Annotated in this window: 19 protein-coding genes and 1 tRNA gene; 18 read left to right on the forward strand and 2 right to left on the reverse strand. The window is 67.3% G+C overall.

The annotated features are described in order from the left end of the window. From QUE68_RS07465 to QUE68_RS07495, 7 genes are all read left to right on the forward strand, one after another. Positions 1-399, forward strand: a complete 399-nt coding sequence (locus QUE68_RS07465; protein WP_286275376.1) for a hypothetical protein — start codon at positions 1-3, stop codon at positions 397-399. Positions 400-476: 77 nt separating this feature from the next. Further along, positions 477-686, forward strand: coding sequence for a WhiB family transcriptional regulator (locus tag QUE68_RS07470; RefSeq protein WP_286275377.1), 210 nt, complete (start codon positions 477-479; stop codon positions 684-686). Beyond that, on the forward strand, positions 683-895 hold the full coding sequence (locus QUE68_RS07475; RefSeq protein ID WP_286275378.1) for a hypothetical protein: 213 nt from the start codon (positions 683-685) through the stop codon (positions 893-895). Before QUE68_RS07470 ends, QUE68_RS07475 begins: the two co-directional genes overlap by 4 nt. Positions 896-897: 2 nt before the next feature. Then, positions 898-1398 carry a hypothetical protein gene (locus QUE68_RS07480; protein ID WP_286275379.1) on the forward strand — a complete coding sequence of 167 codons (501 nt, stop codon included), beginning with the start codon at positions 898-900 and terminating at the stop codon, positions 1396-1398. Positions 1399-1552: 154 nt separating this feature from the next. After that, positions 1553-2401: a phage major capsid protein gene (locus QUE68_RS07485; protein WP_286275380.1), complete on the forward strand. Its 849-nt coding sequence runs from the start codon at positions 1553-1555 to the stop codon at positions 2399-2401. A 629-nt stretch (positions 2402-3030) separates the two neighbouring features. Further along, entirely contained in the window at positions 3031-3306 is a 276-nt protein-coding gene (locus tag QUE68_RS07490; RefSeq protein ID WP_286275381.1) for a hypothetical protein, read from the forward strand. 22 nt (positions 3307-3328) lie between these two features. After that, positions 3329-3622 carry a hypothetical protein gene (locus tag QUE68_RS07495; protein ID WP_286275382.1) on the forward strand — a complete coding sequence of 98 codons (294 nt, stop codon included), beginning with the start codon at positions 3329-3331 and terminating at the stop codon, positions 3620-3622. An 805-nt stretch (positions 3623-4427) separates the two neighbouring features. Here QUE68_RS07495 and QUE68_RS07500 read toward each other — a convergent pair. Then, positions 4428-4503: transfer RNA gene (locus QUE68_RS07500), tRNA-Arg, on the reverse strand. A gap of 228 nt (positions 4504-4731) precedes the next feature. On the opposite strand from QUE68_RS07500, the gene argS reads away from it, so the two are divergent. The 6 genes from argS to rho all read left to right on the forward strand — a co-directional run bounded on the left by argS (position 4732) and on the right by rho (position 13577). After that, a complete protein-coding gene (gene argS, locus QUE68_RS07505; protein WP_284233384.1) occupies positions 4732-6384 on the forward strand; it encodes an arginine--tRNA ligase in 1653 nt (550 codons plus the stop codon). Next, entirely contained in the window at positions 6381-7802 is a 1422-nt protein-coding gene (gene lysA / locus QUE68_RS07510) for a diaminopimelate decarboxylase (protein WP_284233386.1), read from the forward strand. Before argS ends, lysA begins: the two co-directional genes overlap by 4 nt. Beyond that, positions 7802-9127 carry a homoserine dehydrogenase gene (locus tag QUE68_RS07515; RefSeq protein ID WP_284233388.1) on the forward strand — a complete coding sequence of 442 codons (1326 nt, stop codon included), beginning with the start codon at positions 7802-7804 and terminating at the stop codon, positions 9125-9127. The genes lysA and QUE68_RS07515 overlap by 1 nt, the downstream gene beginning before the upstream one ends. Next, positions 9124-10209: a threonine synthase gene (gene thrC / locus QUE68_RS07520; protein ID WP_284225339.1), complete on the forward strand. Its 1086-nt coding sequence runs from the start codon at positions 9124-9126 to the stop codon at positions 10207-10209. Before QUE68_RS07515 ends, thrC begins: the two co-directional genes overlap by 4 nt. A 4-nt stretch (positions 10210-10213) precedes the next feature. Next, a complete protein-coding gene (thrB, locus tag QUE68_RS07525) occupies positions 10214-11182 on the forward strand; it encodes a homoserine kinase (protein WP_284233389.1) in 969 nt (322 codons plus the stop codon). 322 nt (positions 11183-11504) lie between these two features. Next, positions 11505-13577: a transcription termination factor Rho gene (gene rho / locus QUE68_RS07530; RefSeq protein WP_284233392.1), complete on the forward strand. Its 2073-nt coding sequence runs from the start codon at positions 11505-11507 to the stop codon at positions 13575-13577. Positions 13578-13632: 55 nt separating this feature from the next. On the opposite strand, the gene QUE68_RS07535 is transcribed toward rho, so the two are convergent. Next, positions 13633-14253 (reverse strand): TetR/AcrR family transcriptional regulator, encoded by a 621-nt coding sequence (locus tag QUE68_RS07535; protein WP_284225344.1) that lies wholly within the window; start codon positions 14251-14253, stop codon positions 13633-13635. Between the two features lie 137 nt (positions 14254-14390). On the opposite strand from QUE68_RS07535, the gene fadD1 reads away from it, so the two are divergent. The 5 genes from fadD1 to QUE68_RS07560 all read left to right on the forward strand — a co-directional run bounded on the left by fadD1 (position 14391) and on the right by QUE68_RS07560 (position 19130). Further along, positions 14391-15986 (forward strand): fatty-acid--CoA ligase FadD1, encoded by a 1596-nt coding sequence (gene fadD1 / locus QUE68_RS07540; protein ID WP_286275383.1) that lies wholly within the window; start codon positions 14391-14393, stop codon positions 15984-15986. A 139-nt stretch (positions 15987-16125) separates the two neighbouring features. Then, positions 16126-16362, forward strand: a complete 237-nt coding sequence (gene rpmE / locus QUE68_RS07545) for a 50S ribosomal protein L31 (RefSeq protein WP_284225346.1) — start codon at positions 16126-16128, stop codon at positions 16360-16362. Positions 16363-16450: 88 nt separating this feature from the next. Further along, a complete protein-coding gene (prfA, locus tag QUE68_RS07550) occupies positions 16451-17530 on the forward strand; it encodes a peptide chain release factor 1 (protein ID WP_284233396.1) in 1080 nt (359 codons plus the stop codon). Continuing rightward, entirely contained in the window at positions 17527-18369 is an 843-nt protein-coding gene (prmC, locus tag QUE68_RS07555; protein ID WP_284233398.1) for a peptide chain release factor N(5)-glutamine methyltransferase, read from the forward strand. The genes prfA and prmC overlap by 4 nt, the downstream gene beginning before the upstream one ends. A 107-nt stretch (positions 18370-18476) precedes the next feature. After that, the gene (locus QUE68_RS07560; RefSeq protein ID WP_284225349.1) at positions 18477-19130 is read left to right on the forward strand and encodes an L-threonylcarbamoyladenylate synthase; all 654 of its coding nucleotides are present in this window, start codon (positions 18477-18479) and stop codon (positions 19128-19130) included. Positions 19131-19140 lie beyond the last annotated feature (10 nt).

Raw genomic sequence — 19140 nt, forward strand, 5'->3', positions numbered from 1 at the left:
ATGACGACCAATTGCACCGCGGCCGACGCGATGAAATGCGCCGCTGCACTCCTGAAGTCGCGGACCGACTGGACGGGCGACGCGATTGCCGCGTGCGACCAGGACCACGAGATCGAGCTCGACGCGATCAACGAGACGGTGACCGAGATCCTCGCGCTGGCCGCGGAGTTCGGCGATCCACGTCGGTACTCCGATGGGCGGCGCGTCGAGCAGTCCGCGGAGATTGAACGCGGACTCGTCACCCACCATGTGTGGCATCCGGACGCGGCTGCCGAGCAACCCTCGTCCTGGCGCTCCTCGCTGCCCTACGACCCCGGTGAGCCATCGCCGGGCCTCTACGAGGTGAGTCTTACCCCGGTAACGCAAGAGATTCTCGTTCGAGTCGTGAGGGCGTTGTGAGCCAGCTCGACGAACTCATGCTGTCGCTCGCCGGTGCACCATCACTGCCCGGCGCCCGTTGCCGAGGGAAGGCAACTATGTTCGACGGCGCGGACGGCCCCGAGGGTGAGCGCACCCGCCAAGCGGCCCAGCTCTGCCGAACGTGCCCGGCTCTGACCCGCTGCGCCGAATGGGTTGTCACTCAACCTGAGCGCGATCTACACGGCGTAATCGCGGGGAAGTTGTACACCTACGCAAGTCACGCCAGCGTCCGACGCTGGCCCAATGGAACGGAGATCACCCCATGACCGACGACAACGACCAAGATCCCGTCGCCGCGTTCAAAGAGCGCGTCGCGGGCAAGACGATCACCTTCAACGTCGAGGCCGCTGCATCCGAAACCCTCGACGGCGCACCGTTGGGCGTCGACCCGCCCACCACGATGCGCTTCACATTCGACGAGGACGGCGTGTGCGTCCCCGCGTGGGAGTCCGACGACAACGAGGGGATTGCGTAGAAATGACCGAGAACACCACCGACGCCGAGGAACTAATCGCAGCGTCGACGGAGACGCCCGACGCGGCGGCAGGTGCCGCGGACACTCCTGCCGCACCCGAAAGCACCCCTGACAGCGCGGAGGATGCCGAGGTAGTCGAGGACCAGGGCGACAACCCGAACAAGCGGGAAGCGCGGTACCGCCATCAACTACGGGAAGCGCAAGCCGAGCGCGACGAGCTCCGCGTGACCGTCGAGGCGTTGCAAAGGACGGAAGCCGAACGCATCGCCGGAGAGTCGATCCAGAAACCGGGCGGGCTCTGGGCAAGTGGGATCACCGTGGCCGACCTGCTCGACGACGGCGGCACCGTTGACCCAGAGAAGGTGGCGGCCGCCGTGCAGCACGCAACGGAGACGCTTGGCTTGGCCCCGACACGGACCGGCCCCCGACCCGACCCGAACCAAGGTCGCAGTCCCGGGCCGATACCGGTCGGCAACACGTGGGAAGGTGCATTCCGGGGGTAGAATCGGGGGTGACGCCGACGCCCGGTGAGACACCAGGAGTCGAGCTAGCTTTCCGCCCTCGTAGGGCAACGGATTGACGCGAGCCGCGTACCGAGATTGATTCCCGGTACGCGGTTTTCGCGTATCGGACACCCCCATTCTGAGGAGTCCCACAATGGCTAACACCGAAACCACACTCACCAGTGCGAAAGCCTGGTCACCCGACGTCACCGCAGTCGCACCGGATATCGCAGTCCCCGACGCACTCATCCTGGCCACCTCGACCGTCGCAGGAAGCGTCGAGGGCGACGCCCCCGCGGTCCGCGTGCAGTACGTCGACGACGCCGCCGCAGGCTTCGTCGCTGAAGGCGCCACTCTGACCGAGGCCAATCCTGATCTGGCCGAGGTGCTCGTCTACACCGGCAAGATCGCGCAGCTGATCCGCCTGTCGCGGGAGCAGTGGAGCCAGCCCAACGCCGCGCAACTGCTGTCGGTCAGTGTCGCGCGTGCAGTGACCCGCGCCGCGAACGTTGCCTACATCGCACAGGCCAACCCCACCGGGCCGGCCACCACACCCCCCGGCGGCCTGCTCAACGTGTCAGGCATCGTCTCCGGTGGCGCGGTCGCCGGTAGCCTCGACGGCCTCGTCGACCTGCTCGCCACACTGGCCGCGAACTACTCGCAGCCATCGCACATCGTGATGTCGCCGCTGGCGTGGGCCAACCTTAGAAAATTCAAGGTCGGGACCGGGTACGCCGGTTCGCTGCTGGGGACCGGAGCCACCGACGCGCAACGGTTCCTACTCGACCTTCCGGTGATCGTCGACCCCGCCATGCCCACGAATCAGGGCATGGTGCTCGACAAGACTGCGGTGGTGTCCGCGGTCGGACCGGTCCAGGTCGCCGTGTCCGACCAAGTCTATTTCAACGCCGATAGCGTGGGCGTGCGCTGCACGTGGCGGTTCGGACAGAACGTGGTGCGTCCCAATCGCATCGGTAAGTTCACCGTCACCGCACCCGCGTAAACACGAGCGGTGGTGGTCGGATGTTCACGCGGTTTCCTTGGCTGTCCTTCCCGCGAAGGGTCCGCCACGACGAGCTGGCGCCAGCCCCGAGCGGACACCTGCACCCGACCACCAACCACACCGGCAAGGAGAGCCATGACCACCGTCGGACGCCACAACACCACCATCCGCGATAGGCACCGCAAGTTCATCGCACGCAACCAACCCGACTGCGGCATCTGTGGTGACCTCGTCGACAAGACCATCCCCGCAGGTCAACCGGGATCCCCCGAGGTAGACGAGATCATCCCCGTCAGCCTCGGCGGTGACCCACTGGCTCGTGCCAACGTACAACTGACGCACCGAGCCTGCAATGGATGCAAGAGCGCAGGTCAACACTCTGGCACATGCCCGTTGTGCATTGCCAACGGTCGGTCACCTTCCGGCAACAGCTTCGTGACCGAGAGGAAATGGGCGACGAATACCGTACCGTTGTCGCCCAACGGGACTGACGACGTCGAGTAGCCATTGCCGCATATGCGCTTTAGGGGTGGGGGGATACCCCCACAGGGTACCCAACGGCGACCCCCTCCGGTGGTCGCCGTTTTCAAGCACAGGGGCAAATTCCCCTTTGATGAGAGGTCTACGCCGTGGGAGATCGTTCACTGTCGGAGACCGTGCGCGACGGCGACTCAATCGCCAGCCTGCAGGCCATTCGTGACCAGATAGCCGTAGACATCGACTTATGTGGCTCGATGCGGGACAAAGCAGCGCTGTATCTGCGCTTGGCCGACGTCATCGGCCGAATCGACGAACTGAAACCACTTGACGCGAAGGGCGACGCCATTGACGAAATTGCCGCCCGGCGTGCTGATAGGCGATCAGGCACCGCCCCGCGTTCGCCACGCACCAACCGTTCGGGCTAACGGCTGGGAGGATGTCGCCGACTTGGCGGCCAGCCTCGGAATCACCCTCGATCCGTGGCAGGAAAACGTTCTCCAAGCTGCGATGGGCGAGCGCCGCGACGGCACGTGGGCCGCACGTCAGGTCGCACTGTCAACGCCACGCCAGAACGGCAAGAGTGAGCTCATCGTGTTGCGCGCGTTGGCGGGCATCCTGTTGTTCGACGAGCAGAAAATCATTGTTTCGGCCCATCAGCAGGACACGGCGCGCGAAGTTTTCGGCCGGCGTATGGAACCCGGATCGACTATGAAGCGATCGCCACCGAGCTCGCGTCGATGACGCCCGCGCAGTTCAGCATGGAGCGGCTCGGCATGTGGGACGAGAAGACGTCGACCGCACCCGTGATCAGTACGGATCGATGGTTGCAGATGGCGCTAGGGACCTACTGGGCGGCTCAGGCGACGACGACGCCGACGATCGCACTGCGGCCGAGCACTGGCTACAGGACTACCTCACGGTGTCTGGAGCAACACCATCGAAGGTCGTCAAGGCCGACGCCGTCAAGGAGAAGATCAGCGAAGCCACCCTCAAGCGAGCAAAGAAGAAGTTGGGCGTCGTCGACCGGTCCGAGGGGTTCCCCCGCACCTCGACATGGGACCTCCCCAGTCGGCTCACCGCCCAGTCGGACCAGGTCTCGCGTGAGCCAACTGAGCCAACTGAGCCAACTGGACCCGACCTGCATAAACAGGATGAGCCAACTGGACCAGATTCCCAGTCAGCTCAGTTGGCTCACGCTCCCATGAGTGAGCCAACTGGTTAGCCCACTGGCCCCTCACCGGCTGTCATGCCCGCCAAGGTGCCCACGGCTCAACCCCGGGCATCCCGTGAACACCGCCGCACCATCCGCGGCATACCCGTCGACAGCTACCCCGCCTGCACCCTCTGCGGCAGCCCCGTCATGGCCGGCCAAGGCGATGCACACCTGACCTGCAAGCAGTCGCAGCAAACAGAAGAGCGCGCGTCATGAGTACCCGCCGCGTCGTCTTCGTCCCTGACGACTACTGGACAATTCGGTTGGAGCCACACCCGAAATCGCGACCAGGTTGTGCGTATCTTGCGCGGGGCCGCATCCATGCAGGTCAGATGGTGCCCCCGGCAGGATTCGAACCTGCGGCCTTCCGCTCCGGAGGCGGACGCTCTATCCCCTGAGCTACGGGGGCGCGTACTCGAACGATCCGCGCCGTTGGGCCTGCACAGACTAACGCATGCGCGGCGGCCCGATCGCGCCCCGGGGCGCCGGGACATCCGCCGGTCGCTGCGCTCCTGCCCGCCGGAACACTCCCCGGTCGCTGCGCTCCTGCCCACCGGAACACTCCCCGGTCGCTGCGCTCCTGCCCACCGCTAAACGATTCGGGAAGAGGCCACCTCAGACCATAGGATGGTTGCCCGTGACCCCAGCCGATCTGGCCGAGCTGCTCAAGACCACCGCTGCCGCGGTTCTGGCCGAGCACGGGCTCGACGCTGCCGCCCTGCCGGACACGGTCGTCGTCGAACGGCCGCGCAACCCGGAGCACGGCGACTACGCCACCAACCTGGCGTTGCAGCTGGCCAAGAAGGTCGGCGTGAACCCCCGTGAGCTGGCCGGCTGGCTGGCGACGGCACTGACGGGCACCGACGGCATCGCGGGGGCCGACGTGGCCGGTCCCGGCTTCGTCAACCTGCGCATCGAGACGGCGGCTCAGGGCATCGTCGTCGACAACGTCATCGACGTCGGCGTGGCCTACGGCGGATCGGAAGAACTCGCGGGCGAGAAGGTCAACCTGGAGTTCGTCTCCGCCAACCCGACCGGACCGATCCACATCGGCGGTACCCGCTGGGCGGCCGTCGGCGACGCGCTGGGGCGCCTGCTCACGACGCAGGGCGCCCAGGTCGTCAGGGAGTACTACTTCAACGACCACGGCACGCAGATCGACCGGTTCGCCAACTCGCTGCTCGCCGCGGCGAAGGGGGAACCCACCCCCGAGGACGGATACGCGGGCAGCTACATCTCCGAGATCGCCCAGCAGGTGCTGGCCACCGCACCCGACGTGTTGAGCCAGTCGGCCGAGCAGCAGCTCGAGACGTTCCGCGCCAAGGGCGTGGACCTGATGTTCACCCACATCAAGCAGTCGTTGCACGACTTCGGCACCGACTTCGACATCTACACCCACGAAGACTCGATGCACACCTCCGGCCGTGTGGATGAGGCCATCGCCAAGCTGCGCGAGACCGGCAACATCTACGAGAAGGATGGCGCAACCTGGTTGCGCACCACCGAGTTCGGTGACGACAAGGATCGGGTCGTCATCAAGAGTGACGGCAACCCGGCCTACGTCGCCGGCGATCTGGCGTACTACCTCGACAAGCGCCAGCGCGGATTCGACCTCTGCATCTACATGCTCGGCGCCGACCACCACGGGTACATCGCCCGGCTCAAGGCCGCGGCCGCCGCGCTCGGCGACGATCCGGACACCGTCGAGGTGCTGATCGGCCAGATGGTCAACCTGGTGCGCGACGGCCAGCCGATGCGGATGAGCAAGCGCGCGGGCACCGTCATCACCCTCGACGACCTCGTCGAGGCCATCGGCGTCGACGCCGCGCGTTACGTGCTGATCCGCAGTTCCGTCGACAGTCCGATCGACATCGACCTCGCTCTGTGGTCGAGCGCCTCGAGTGAGAACCCGGTCTACTACGTGCAGTACGCGCATGCGCGATTGTCGGCGTTGGCGCGCAGCGCGACCGACCTCGGCCTCCTCCCCAGCACCGAGCACCTCGAACTGCTATCCCACGACCGCGAGGGCACGCTGATGCGTTCCCTCGGCGACTTCCCGCGCGTGCTGAAGACCGCTGCCACCCTTCGTGAGCCGCACCGCGTGTGCCGCTACCTCGAGGATCTGGCCGGCGACTACCACCGCTTCTACGACTCGTGCCGGGTGCTGCCGCAGGGCGACGAGGAGCCGACGGATCTGCACGCTGCTCGGCTCGCGCTGTGCCAGGCCACCCGCCAGGTGATCGCCAACGGCCTGCACATCTTGGGCGTGAGCGCCCCGGAGCGTATGTGATGGCCCATCCCGCTGGCCCCCGCCATGCCGAGGACAACCGCCACGGTAGTGCCCCCGCGCGCCCGCAATCGGCGAGCGAGATGTTGGCACTCGCACCGAACGTGTGGCCGCGCAACACCGTCCGCGCCGCCGATGGCGGGGTGTCGATCGCCGGTGTTCCCGTCACCCGGCTCGCCGAGGAATACGGCACGCCGCTGTTCGTGATCGACGAGGACGACTTCCGCTCACGCTGCCGCGACATCGCCGCGGCCTTTGGTGGCGGTGAGCACGTCCGGTACGCCGCGAAGGCGTTCCTGTGCACCGAGATCGCCCGCTGGATCGACGATGAGGGCCTGTCGCTCGACGTCTGCAGCGGAGGCGAGCTCGCCGTCGCACTGAACGCCGACTTCCCCGCCGAGCGAATTGCATTGCACGGCAACAACAAGTCCGTCGCCGAACTGGCCATGGCGGTGAAGGCCGGCGTCGGGCACGTCGTGCTCGACTCGATCACCGAGATCGATCGCCTCGACGCCATCGCCCGCGATGCGGGCGTCGTGCAGAACGTGCTGATCCGGGTCACCGTCGGCGTCGAGGCGCACACCCACGAGTTCATCTCCACGGCGCACGAGGACCAGAAGTTCGGTCTCTCGCTTGCCAGCGGTGCGGCGATGGATGCCGTCCGGCGGGTGTTCGCGGCCGACCATCTGCGGCTGGTCGGTCTACACAGCCACATCGGCTCGCAGATCTTCGACGTCGCCGGCTTCGAGCTCGCCGCCCATCGGGTCATCGGGTTGCTTCGCGACGTCGTCGCCGAGTTCGGCGTCGACAAGACCGCCCAGATGTCGATCGTCGACCTCGGCGGCGGTCTGGGCATCTCCTATCTGCCGCAGGACGATCCACCGCCGATGGAGGACCTCGCGGCGAAGATCGGCGCCATCGTGGTGCACGAGTCCGAGGCCGTCGGCCTACCGGCGCCGACGCTGGTCGTCGAGCCGGGCCGGGCCATTGCGGGCCCCGGCACCATCACGCTGTACGAGGTGGGGACCGTCAAGGACGTCGCCGTCAGCCAAAGCGCGCATCGTCGCTACGTCAGCGTCGACGGCGGGATGAGTGACAACATCCGCACCTCGCTCTATGCGGCCGAGTACGACGCCCGCCTGGTGTCACGCAGCAGCGAGGCAGCTCCCGCGCTGGCTCGCATCGTCGGAAAGCACTGCGAGAGCGGGGACATCGTCGTTCGTGACACCTGGGTGTCCGATGACGTCGCACCCGGCGACCTGATCGGTGTCGCCGCGACCGGTGCGTACTGCTATTCCATGTCGAGCCGGTACAACCTGCTCGGCCGTCCCGCCGTGGTCGCCGTACACGACGGGGTGTCGCGCCTGATTTTGCGCCGCGAAACGGTGGACGATCTTCTGAGCTTGGAGGTAGGCAACTGATGGTGGAGAACGAGAAGCCGGTCGGGGTAGCCGTTTTGGGTCTCGGTAACGTCGGCACCGAAGTGGTGCGGATCATCGAGGCGAGCGCATCCGATCTCGCCGCCCGGATCGGCGCGCCGCTCGAGTTGCGCGGCATCGGGGTTCGACGGGTGGCCGCCGACCGTGGTGTGCCCATCGAGATGTTGACCGACGACGTGGACTCTCTGGTGTCCCGGGACGACGTCGACATCGTCGTCGAACTCATGGGTCCGGTGGAGCCGGCGCGCAAGGCGATCCTCGCCGCCCTGGAGCGCGGCAAGTCGGTGGTGACCGCCAACAAGGCATTGATGGCGGTGTCCACCGGCGAACTGGCGCAGGCAGCTGAAAGCGCCCACGCGGATCTGTATTTCGAGGCTGCAGTGGCGGGCGCCATTCCGGTCATTCGACCGCTGACTCAGTCGCTGGCCGGTGACACCGTGCTGCGCGTGGCGGGAATCGTCAACGGCACCACCAACTACATCCTCTCGGCGATGGCCGAGACGGGGGCGGACTACTCGTCGGCGTTGGCGGACGCGAGCGCGCTCGGCTATGCGGAGGCGGATCCGACGGCCGACGTAGAGGGGTTCGACGCCGCGGCGAAGGCGGCGATCCTTGCATCGATCGCCTTCCACACCAGGGTGACCGCCGACGACGTCTATCGCGAGGGCATCACCAAGGTGAGCTCGGCGGACTTCGAGTCGGCCAAGGCCCTCGGCTGCACCATCAAGCTCCTGGCCATCTGTGAGCGCATCATCAACGATGAAGGGCAGCAGCGAGTCTCGGCGCGCGTATACCCCGCGCTGGTGCCGTTGGAGCATCCGCTCGCCTCTGTCAACGGTGCGTTCAACGCGGTCGTCGTCGAGGCGGAGGCTGCCGGTCGGCTGATGTTCTACGGCCAGGGCGCAGGCGGTGCGCCAACGGCCTCGGCGGTGATGGGCGATCTCGTCATGGCGGCCCGCAACCGCGTCCAGGGCGGCCGCGGGCCGCGCGAGTCCAAGTACGCCGAATTGCCCATCGCACCCATCGGATTCATTCCGACGCGGTACTACGTCAGCATGAACGTCACCGACCGGCCGGGCGTGCTGTCGGCCGTCGCCGCCGAGTTCGGCAAGCGCGAGGTCAGCATCGCGGAGGTCCGCCAGGAGGGCATGGTCGACGAGGAGGGCCAACGGTGTGGGGCGCGCATCGTCGTCGTGACCCACCGGGCGACCGACGCCGCGCTCTCGGAAACGGTTGACGCCCTTGCCGATCTCGACGTCGTCTCGAGCATCAACAGCGTGTTGCGTCTGGAAGGGACGAACGAATGAGTAGCGCCGCCCGCACCACGGTGCACCAGCCGTGGCCCGGCCTGATCGCCGCCTACCGCGACAGGCTCCCCGTGGAGGACGGCTGGACTCCGATCACCCTGCTGGAGGGCGGCACGCCGCTCATCGACGCCAGGCGCCTCTCCGAACAGACCGGCTGCACGGTGTACCTGAAGGTGGAGGGGCTCAACCCCACCGGCTCGTTCAAGGACCGCGGCATGACGATGGCGGTGACCGAGGCGGTGGCCCGCGGCCAGAAGGCCGTGCTGTGCGCCTCCACCGGCAACACGTCGGCATCGGCGGCCGCCTACGCCGCACGGGCGGGGATCACCTGTGCGGTCCTGATCCCGCAGGGCAAGATCGCCATGGGCAAGCTGGCCCAGGCGGTCATGCACGGCGCCAAGATCATTCAGATCGACGGGAACTTCGACGATTGTCTCGAGTTGGCCCGCAAGTTGACCAACGACTTCCCGACGGTGTCGCTGGTGAACTCGGTGAATCCGTACCGGATCGAAGGTCAGAAGACGGCGGCGTTCGAGATCGTCGACGCCCTCGGTGAGGCTCCCGACGTCCACGCCCTCCCCGTCGGCAACGCGGGAAACATTACCGCGTACTGGAAGGGCTACACCGAGTATCACCGCGACGGATTGATCGACAAGCTACCCCGCATGCTCGGCACCCAGGCCGCGGGTGCCGCTCCCTTGGTGTCGGGTCAGCCGGTCGCGAAACCCGAGACCATCGCCACCGCCATCCGGATCGGCTCGCCGGCGTCGTGGAACTCCGCGGTCGAGGCGCAGCAGCAGTCGAACGGCCGCTTCCTGGCCGCCACCGACGAGGAGATCCTCGCCGCCTACCACCTGGTGGCGCGCAGCGAGGGAGTGTTCGTCGAGCCGGCGTCCGCGGCCAGCATCGCCGGCCTGCTCAAGTCGATCGACGACGGCTGGGTCCAGCGCGGCTCCACCGTGGTGTGCACGGTCACGGGCAACGGACTGAAGGATCCGGACACGGCACTGAAGGAGCTCCCACCCGTGATGGCGATCGCGGTGGACCCCATTGCCGTTGCGGCCGAGCTCGGCTTGGCCTAGCAGCGTGCACGCCCTTCCCGCTGGGCTGGCCGCCACCTCCGTCGTGGCCGCGTCGAGCGCCAACCTCGGCCCAGGTTTCGACAGCCTTGGCTTGGCGCTGGGCTTGTATGACGAAATCTACGTGCAGACAACCGATTTCGGTCTTCACGTGGAGGTCGAGGGGGAGGGGGCCGGACAGGTTCCGGTGGATTGCTCGCATCTCGTGGTGCGCGCCGTCGAGCATGGTCTGCGCGCGGCGGGGGTGAGCGTCGGAGGACTGATCGTCAAGACGCGCAACTCGATCCCGCACTCGCGCGGGCTCGGCTCCTCCGCCGCTGCCGTCGTCGGCGGTCTCGCCGCAGCCAATGGTCTTGTGGCGCAATCGAGTTCAGCGCCGCTATCCGACGCCGACCTCATTCAGCTGTCCTCGGAGTTCGAAGGGCACCCCGACAACGCGTCGGCGGCCGTCCTCGGTGGCACGGTGGTGTCGTGGACCGAGGGCGAGGCTCCGCAACCGAGGTACGCCGCCGCCGAAGTGCACCTGCACCCCGACATTCGCCTCTTCACCGCCATTCCCGAGGTGCGTTCGTCGACGGCGGAGACCCGTGCCGTCCTGCCCGATCACGTCAGCCACGCGGACGCACGTTTCAACCTCAGCCGCGCCGCGTTGATGGTGGTGGCCCTCACCGAACGCCCGGATCTGCTCATGGCGGCCACCGAGGACCGCCTGCATCAGCCGCAGCGTGCGGCGGCGATGCCCGCCTCCGCGGAATACATCGAGATCCTGCGTCGTTCTGGGGTGGCAGCGGTGCTCTCCGGTGCCGGGCCCGCGGTGATCGCCTTCAGCACCGAGTCGGAGCTTCCCAGGGCGGCCATCGAGTACGGCGTCGCCCACGGTTTCTCCGTCCAGGAAATGTCGGTCGGCCAGCATGTTCGCTGGGCATCGACCGAGGCCATCTCGGATGGTCTCGGGTCCAAGACCGGAGCCGTGTAGTTGACAACCTTCACACCTGAATCAGGCGAGGTTCTTGCTTCCCACGAGAATGCGGGTTATTCTCGCTCTCGTCCAGCAATCGCACGTCTGTGCCTGCGCCTACACTAGGACGACTACCAATCCTTCTCGTGGATGACGGTTCGCCGTACGACGGCGAATCCCGGCGATCACCGTTGTAACAGCAATGGATCTACAGGCAATGGATCTATAGCAACGGTGGACCAGAGCATCAGTAGGCACTTGGTAGCCCGGCATTTGGCGGTTCAGCCGAATGCGACGAACCCCCGCACAATCGGATCGGCGGGGGAAAGAAAGGAAATCCGTGACTGATACGGACCTCATCACGGCTGGTAGCAGCAACGACGACGTCGAGCTGCAGAGCCCCGTGAAATCACCCACCGTGGAAGCGGTTTCGGCTGCACCGAGTGATTCGGCCCCGGCACCGACCACGGGAAGCACCTCGGGCGCCGTTTCGGCCTCGGGCGATCGCCCGACCTCCCTGACCGCCATGGTCCTCCCCGACCTTCGGGCGCTGGCCGGACAGCTCGGCATCAAGGGCTCCTCGGGTATGCGCAAGAGCGAGCTGATCGCTGCCATCCGCGAACACCGCGGTGAGACCAACGGCGCAGGTGCCGCGACGAAGCAAGCCGTCGCCGAGCCCGCGCCTGCCGCCGAGTCGGCACCGCCCGCCGCAGCCGCCGCCGAGGCTCCCGCGCCGCCGCGCCGCGAGCGACGTGGCTCGTCACGTGGCGCCGGTGCCGCGGTCGACACGGAGAAGCCCGAGCAGAAGGCCCCCGAGGCCAAAGTCGCGACCGAGGAGAAGGCACCCGCCGAGGCTCCCGCAGACAAGGCCGCCGACAAGGCGGACCGTGGCGAGAAGAACGACAAGCCCGCCAACGAGAAGTCGGCCGGCGACAAGTCTGCTGGTGACGAGAAGGACTCCGCCCAGTCCGACGGTCCGCGCAACAACGACCGTCAGAACAACGGAAACCGCGGCAACCAGAACAACAACAACCAGAACAACGGCAACAACCAGAACAACAACCAGAACCAGAACAACAACCAGAACCAGAACGACGACGACGACGACGGCGACGGACGCCAGGGCAGGCGTGGCCGTCGGTTCCGCGACCGCCGGCGCCGTGGCGAGCGCGGCGACGTGCAGGGCGGCGGCGGCGGCGGCAACGACCGCGACCGCGACCGCGACACCGAGTTGCGTGAGGACGACGTCGTCCAGCCCGTCGCGGGCATCCTCGACGTCCTCGACAACTACGCCTTCGTCCGTACCTCCGGGTACCTGGCCGGCACCAACGACGTCTACGTCTCCATGAACATGGTTCGCAAGAACGGCCTGCGCCGCGGTGATGCGATCACCGGCGCCGTCCGTGTGGCCCGCGAGGGCGAGGGCGGTGGCGGCGGTAACAGCGGCCAGAACCCGCGGCAGAAGTTCAATCCGCTGGTGCGGCTCGACTCGGTCAACGGCGGCCCCGTCGAGGACGCGAGGAACCGCCCCGAGTTTCAGAAGCTGACCCCGCTGTACCCGAATCAGCGGCTGCGTTTGGAGACCACTCCCGACCGGCTGACGACGCGTGTGATCGACCTGATCATGCCGATCGGCAAGGGCCAGCGCGCCCTCATCGTCTCGCCGCCCAAGGCGGGCAAGACGATGATCCTGCAGGCGATCGCCAACGCGATCACCACGAACAACCCGGAATGTCACCTCATGGTCGTGCTCGTCGACGAGCGACCTGAGGAGGTCACCGACATGCAGCGCTCGGTCAAGGGTGAGGTCATTGCCTCCACCTTCGACCGGCCGCCGACAGACCACACGGCGGTCGCCGAGTTGGCCATCGAGCGAGCCAAGCGACTGGTCGAACAGGGCAAGGACGTCGTCGTCCTGCTGGACTCGATCACGCGCCTCGGCCGTGCCTACAACAACGCATCGCCGGCTTCGGGGCGCATCCTCTCCGGTGGTGTCGACTCGACGGCGCTGTACCCGCCGAAGCGCTTCCTGGGCGCGGCCCGCAACATCGAGGACGGCGGCTCGCTGACGATCATCGCCACGGCCATGGTCGAGACCGGTTCCACCGGTGACACGGTCATCTTCGAGGAGTTCAAGGGCACCGGCAACGCCGAGATCAAGCTCGACCGCAAGATCGCCGAGCGTCGCGTCTTCCCCGCGGTGGACGTCAATCCGTCCGGTACCCGCAAGGACGAGCTTCTGCTCTCGAGTGACGAGTTCGCGGTCGTGCACAAGCTGCGTCGCGTGCTGTCGGGGCTGGACTCGCACCAGGCGATCGACCTGCTGATGAGCCAGCTGCGCAAGACGAAGAACAACTACGAGTTCCTGGTGCAGGTCTCCAAGACCACGCCTCAGAACATGGATTCCGACTAGTTGGTCCGATCGCAAGAGCCCCCGACACGCCGTCGGGGGTTCTTTGCGTTCACGCTCAGTCTGCGGCGGGGTCGGCCCGAAGGCCCGGCATCACGTAGCGACGGACGTGCCCGAGCACCGCGTCGTGGTCGGCGGGGTCGAGTTCTCGGCCGGGCACCGTGGCCAGCGACAGCAGCGCCCGAGCCACCCACTCCGACGCCTCGGCGATGTCCACGTCGGGATGGATCTCGCCGCGATCCCGGGCGGCGACCAGGTACCGCGACCAGAATTCACCCAGGTCGGGCACCAGGCCGAGGACACCCGCGCCCGCACAGGCCGCGAACTCCTCCGGCTCCTCCACACGCAGCTTCATCAGCAGCGCGCCGGGATCGGCGTAGGCCGACCGACCGTGGCGGATCCCCGCGGCGATCTGCTCGTCGAGACCGTCGATCTGCTCGAGCATCGCGTGCGATTCCGACCAGTAGGCGTCGTTGAGCCGCACGATCGCGGCACCGAGCAACGAGTTCTTGTCGGGGAAGTGCCGATACAGCCAGCCCCGCGAGACGCCAGCCACCTCCGCGACCTCGGAGACCGTCGTCGACCGAATGCCCTTGGCGCGCAGGCACACTTCGGCGGCGTCGATCAGCCGATCCCGCACGCTTCTGGATGCCGGCCGGGGTGCGGTGGCGCTCGTCAACGGCGGACTCCTGTTCGTCTTTCGGCGCTAGAGGGTGGGACTGATGCATTCTGCCCGTTGCCAGACGGTACCGTCTGCCGGGTCGGTGGTAGACACTTCGTACATTCTGTTCACACCCGAGACCGAGGTAGCCAACGATGGCGGACACACTCCAGCAGTTGCTCCGGGCGAGAGCCGATCAGGACTCCGTCGCCGTCAAGCACGGTGAGGCGTCGTGGACATGGCGCCAACACATCGCCGAGGCGAGCGCGCACGCCGCCGCCGTCATCGAGGCAGCGGACCCGTCGCGCCCGCTGCACGTCGGCGCGCTCATGGGGAACACCCCGGACATGTTGACCGCGTTGGCCGCCGCGGGCCTCGGCGGATACGTCCTATGCGGCATCAACACCACACGCCGCGGGGACGCTCTAGCCCGCGATATCGCGCGCGTCGACTGCCAGCTGGTCCTCACCGGCCCCGACCATCGACACCTGCTCGACGGCGTCGACCTGCCCGGTGTCACCGTGATCGACACGAGTAGCCAGGACTGGGCGCAACGGATCGGCACCGCGCCCGCGTTGGTGCCCCATCGCGAGGTCGAGCCGGACGACACGTTCATGATGATCTTCACCTCGGGCACCAGCGGTGAACCCAAGGCGGTCGAAGTGCCGCATGCGATCGTCCTGTTCGCGGGAAGTGCACTCGTCGAGCGGTACGGTCTCGACGGGTCCGACGTCTGCTACCTGGCGATGCCGCTGTTCCACTCGAACGCGGTGTACGCGGGCTGGAGCGTCGCCCTCGGCGCGGGTGCCGCGATGGTGCCCGCCGCGTTCTCGGCGTCGAAGTTCCTGCCCGACGTCCGCCGCTATGGCGCGACCTACATGAACTACGTGGGCAAGCCGCTGGCCTACATCCTGGCTACGGCCGAGCAGCCCGACGACGGTGACAACCCGTTGCGGATCGCGTTCGGAAACGAGGCGGCAGACCGTGACATCGCCGAGTTCAGCCGGCGGTTCGGCTGCTCGGTGTGGGACGGTTTCGGTTCGACTGAGACGGCCGTGATCATCACCAGGCCCGACGACTGCCCGCCGGGATCGATCGGCAAGGGCTTCCCCGGGGTGGCCATCTACGACCCCGAGACCGTCGTCGAGTGCGACGTGGCCCGGTTCGACGACGACGGCGCCCTGCTCAATCCCGACGCGGCGACGGGGGAGCTGGTCAATACCAGCGGAAGCGGCCTGTTCCGTGGGTACTACAACGACCCCGCAGCCACCGACCAGCGGCTGCGCCACGGCATGTACTGGTCCGGGGATCTCGCCTATCGGGACGCCGACGGGTGGATCTACCTCGCCGGGCGGACGGCGGACTGGATGCGGGTCGACGGAGAGAACCTGACCACCGCGCCCATCGAGCGAATCCTGTTGCGGCTCAATGACATCAGTCGAGTGGCGGTGTATCCGGTGCCAGACGAACACGTGGGTGATCAGGTCATGGCGGCGATCGTGCTGCGCGACGGCGCCGAGCTGAGCCCCCAGGCGTTCGAGGAGTTCCTGAAGGCCCAGCGGGATCTCTCGCCGAAGGCCTGGCCGCGTTACGTGTGGGTGGCCGAGGACCTACCGAGCACGGCGACCAACAAGATCCTCAAACGCGAATTGATCACCCGTGGCGTCGATCCGGAGGGTCGGGTGCTGTGGAAGCGCGACGGGACCGCGTTCCTCGACGCGTCGCTCGGCCCGCTGAGCACCGTGGAATAGGCACCGGTGTCCGGTCGTTTAGGTAGTTGGCGGCTGACCTGGCATAATCGACCGTCGACCCCTCGGTTCCGGTTCACGTCTGAAGACTCGGGTCAGTGACTTCAGGCGACCCGGCGACCACCTATTGAAGAGGACCAACATGAAATCGGGTATTCACCCCAACTACGTAGAGACCAGCGTGGTCTGCGGCTGTGGTAACAGCTTCCAGACCCGCAGCACCAAGGAGAGCGGCCACATCGTGGTCGAGGTCTGCTCCCAGTGCCACCCCTTCTACACCGGCAAGCAGAAGATCCTCGACAGCGGCGGCCGCGTGGCCCGCTTCGAGAAGCGCTACGGCAAGCGCACCTCCGGTGAGAAGGCTGCAACCGAGAAGTAGCTGCTCAAACGGCGCCCGTTCCGACGCATTCGTGCGAAGGACGGGCGCCGCTTGCGTTTCCGTGATGGGTTCGTCGAAGGAGGGCACGATGGCAGGGACCGATGCCGCGACGCGAGTCGATGCGCTGCTCGCTGAGCATGCCGACCTCGAACGTCAGCTCTCCGATCCCGCCCTGCATGCCGACGCGGGCGCGGCCCGCCGGGTGGGTCGCCGGTTCGCCCAGTTGGCGCCCGTCGTGTCCACCCACCGCAAGCTGGAGACCGCTCGCGGCGACCTCGAGGCCGCCCGCGAACTGGGCACCGAGGACGCGTCGTTCGCCGCCGAGGTGCCCGACCTGACCACCCGTGTAGCCGAACTCGAACAGCAGCTCGGCGACCTTCTGGCCCCGCGCGACCCACATGATGGGGACGACGTGGTCATGGAGGTGAAGTCGGGAGAGGGCGGCGAGGAATCGGCCCTGTTCGCTGCCGACCTCGCCCGCATGTACGTCAGGTACGCCGAACGCCACGGCTGGAACGTCACCGTGCTGGACGAGACCTTCTCCGATCTCGGGGGATACAAGGACGCCACGCTCACGATCGCCAGCAAGGGAGCCAGCCTCGACGGCGTCTGGTCGCGGCTGAAGTTCGAAGGTGGCGTGCACCGCGTGCAGCGGGTGCCGGTCACTGAATCCCAGGGCCGGGTGCATACCTCGGCCGCAGGCGTGCTGGTCTATCCTGAACCCGAAGACGTCGCCGAGGTCTCCATCGACGAGTCCGATCTGCGCATCGACGTGTACCGGTCCTCGGGCAAGGGCGGCCAGGGCGTCAACACCACCGACTCGGCGGTCCGCATCACGCACCTCCCGACGGGCATCGTCGTGACCTGCCAGAACGAGCGTTCGCAGCTGCAGAACAAGGCCCGCGCAATGATCGTGCTCGCCGCCCGACTGCAGGCGCTCGCGGAGGAGCAGGCGTCGGCTGACGCGTCAGCCGACCGGGCCAGCCAGATCCGCACCGTGGACCGCAGTGAGCGCATCCGCACGTACAACTATCCCGAGAACCGGATCACCGATCATCGCATCGGTTTCAAGGCGCACAACCTCGACCAGGTCCTCGACGGGGACCTCGATCCGATGTTCGACGCGTTGGCCGCCGCCGACAGACAAGCCAGGCTGCAGGAGACATGACCCGGTTGCGGCGAGCCATCGACGAGGCGGCCGCCACGCTGACCAGGGCCGGCATCGACAGTGCTCGCGTCGACGCCGAACTCCTCGCCGCGCACACTGCGGGCGTCGATCGCGGACTGCTGCGATTCCACGATCCCGACGAGCACTTCTACGCCGGCTACGGCGCCGTCGTGGACGCACGTGCGCGCCGGGTGCCCCTGCAGCACCTGACCGCGTCGGCCGCATTCGGGTCGCTCGTCCTCGAAGTCGGTCCTGGAGTGTTCATCCCGCGGCCCGAGACCGAGTCGCTGCTGGAATGGGCGCTCGGGCAACCGCTTCCGCGAGCCCCGCTGATCGTGGACCTCTGCACCGGGTCGGGGGCGCTCGCCGTTGCGCTGGCCGCGGCGACGCCGGGGGCGCATGTCATCGCCGTCGAGGACTCCGCCGAAGCGCTGGCGTACGCGCGGCGAAACCGTGCGGGCTACGACGTCGAGCTCGTCGAGGCCGACGTCACCGGACCCGGATTGCTCGAAGAGTACGACGGCACCGTCGACCTGCTGGTGTCGAATCCGCCCTACATTCCAGACGACGCCGTACTGGATCCCGAAGTGGCTGAGCATGATCCGGCTCACGCTCTATTCGGCGGACCCGACGGGATGCGGATCATCGGCCCGATCGTGACGCTGGCCGCCCGGCTGCTGCGCCCCGGCGGGGGCGTCGCCGTCGAGCACGACGACGACACCGCCGCGCAGACCGTGGCGTTGTTCGAGGACTGCGGTGCCTTCATCGAGGTCACATCGCGCCGGGACCTGGCCGGTCGCCCCCGGTTCGTCACGGCGAGGCGAAGGGGTTCAGGCTAGGGAACATGAGCTACAGCGAGAAGCGGAGCGGGATCGCGCATGAGTTACAGCGAGAAGCGGAGCGGGATCGCGCATGAGCTACAGCGAGAAGCGGAGCGGGATCGCGCATGAGTGAGGTGTTCGACTGCGCCGACCCGGCTCAACGGCCGGCCGGCATCGCCTCGGCGATCAGCGCGCTCAAGGGCGGCCGCTTGGTGGTGCTGCCCACCGACACGGTCTACGGTATCGGCGCCGACGCCTTCGACGGGGCCGCCGTCGCGGCGCTCCTGGCCGCCAAGGGACGCGGTCGCGACATGCCGGTACCCGTCCTCGTCGGGTCGTGGCACACCATCGATGGGCTGGTGTATTCGGTGCCCGAATCGGCCAGGCACCTCATCCGCGCCTTCTGGCCCGGCGCGCTGAGCCTGGTCGTTCAGCAAGCGCCGTCGCTGCAGTGGGACCTTGGCGATGCGCAGGGCACGGTGATGCTGCGCATGCCACTGCATCCGGTGGCGATCGAGTTGCTGCGCGAGGTCGGGCCCATGGCGGTGTCGAGCGCGAACATCTCGGGAAGGCCCGCCGCCGTCACGGCCGCGGACGCCCGCGACCAGCTCGGCGACCTGGTCGAGGTGTACCTGGAGGCCGGACCGTCCGCGCGGGGTTCGGCGTCTACGATCGTCGACCTCACCGGCGCGCAACCCCGCGTACTGCGCGAGGGGCCCGTCACGTCTGCAGCCATCGCCGACGTCCTCGGGCTCGAGCCGGAGACGCTCTCGAGCTAAGGCTGGCGGG

The organism is Mycolicibacterium sp. TUM20985, assembly GCF_030295745.1.
Taxonomy (GTDB): domain Bacteria; phylum Actinomycetota; class Actinomycetes; order Mycobacteriales; family Mycobacteriaceae; genus Mycobacterium.

What these genes read in the sequence shown, in the direction of transcription:
- QUE68_RS07465 (WP_286275376.1), top strand. Translation starts at nt 1, where the DNA reads ATGACGACCAATTGCACCGCGGCCGACGCGATGAAATGCGCCGCTGCA.
- QUE68_RS07470 (WP_286275377.1), top strand. Translation starts at nt 477, where the DNA reads ATGTTCGACGGCGCGGACGGCCCCGAGGGTGAGCGCACCCGCCAAGCG.
- QUE68_RS07475 (WP_286275378.1), top strand. Translation starts at nt 683, where the DNA reads ATGACCGACGACAACGACCAAGATCCCGTCGCCGCGTTCAAAGAGCGC.
- QUE68_RS07480 (WP_286275379.1), top strand. Translation starts at nt 898, where the DNA reads ATGACCGAGAACACCACCGACGCCGAGGAACTAATCGCAGCGTCGACG.
- QUE68_RS07485 (WP_286275380.1), top strand. Translation starts at nt 1,553, where the DNA reads ATGGCTAACACCGAAACCACACTCACCAGTGCGAAAGCCTGGTCACCC.
- QUE68_RS07515 (WP_284233388.1), top strand. Translation starts at nt 7,802, where the DNA reads ATGGTGGAGAACGAGAAGCCGGTCGGGGTAGCCGTTTTGGGTCTCGGT.
- thrC (WP_284225339.1), top strand. Translation starts at nt 9,124, where the DNA reads ATGAGTAGCGCCGCCCGCACCACGGTGCACCAGCCGTGGCCCGGCCTG.
- fadD1 (WP_286275383.1), top strand. Translation starts at nt 14,391, where the DNA reads ATGGCGGACACACTCCAGCAGTTGCTCCGGGCGAGAGCCGATCAGGAC.
- rpmE (WP_284225346.1), top strand. Translation starts at nt 16,126, where the DNA reads ATGAAATCGGGTATTCACCCCAACTACGTAGAGACCAGCGTGGTCTGC.
- prfA (WP_284233396.1), top strand. Translation starts at nt 16,451, where the DNA reads ATGGCAGGGACCGATGCCGCGACGCGAGTCGATGCGCTGCTCGCTGAG.
- prmC (WP_284233398.1), top strand. Translation starts at nt 17,527, where the DNA reads ATGACCCGGTTGCGGCGAGCCATCGACGAGGCGGCCGCCACGCTGACC.
- QUE68_RS07560 (WP_284225349.1), top strand. Translation starts at nt 18,477, where the DNA reads ATGAGTGAGGTGTTCGACTGCGCCGACCCGGCTCAACGGCCGGCCGGC.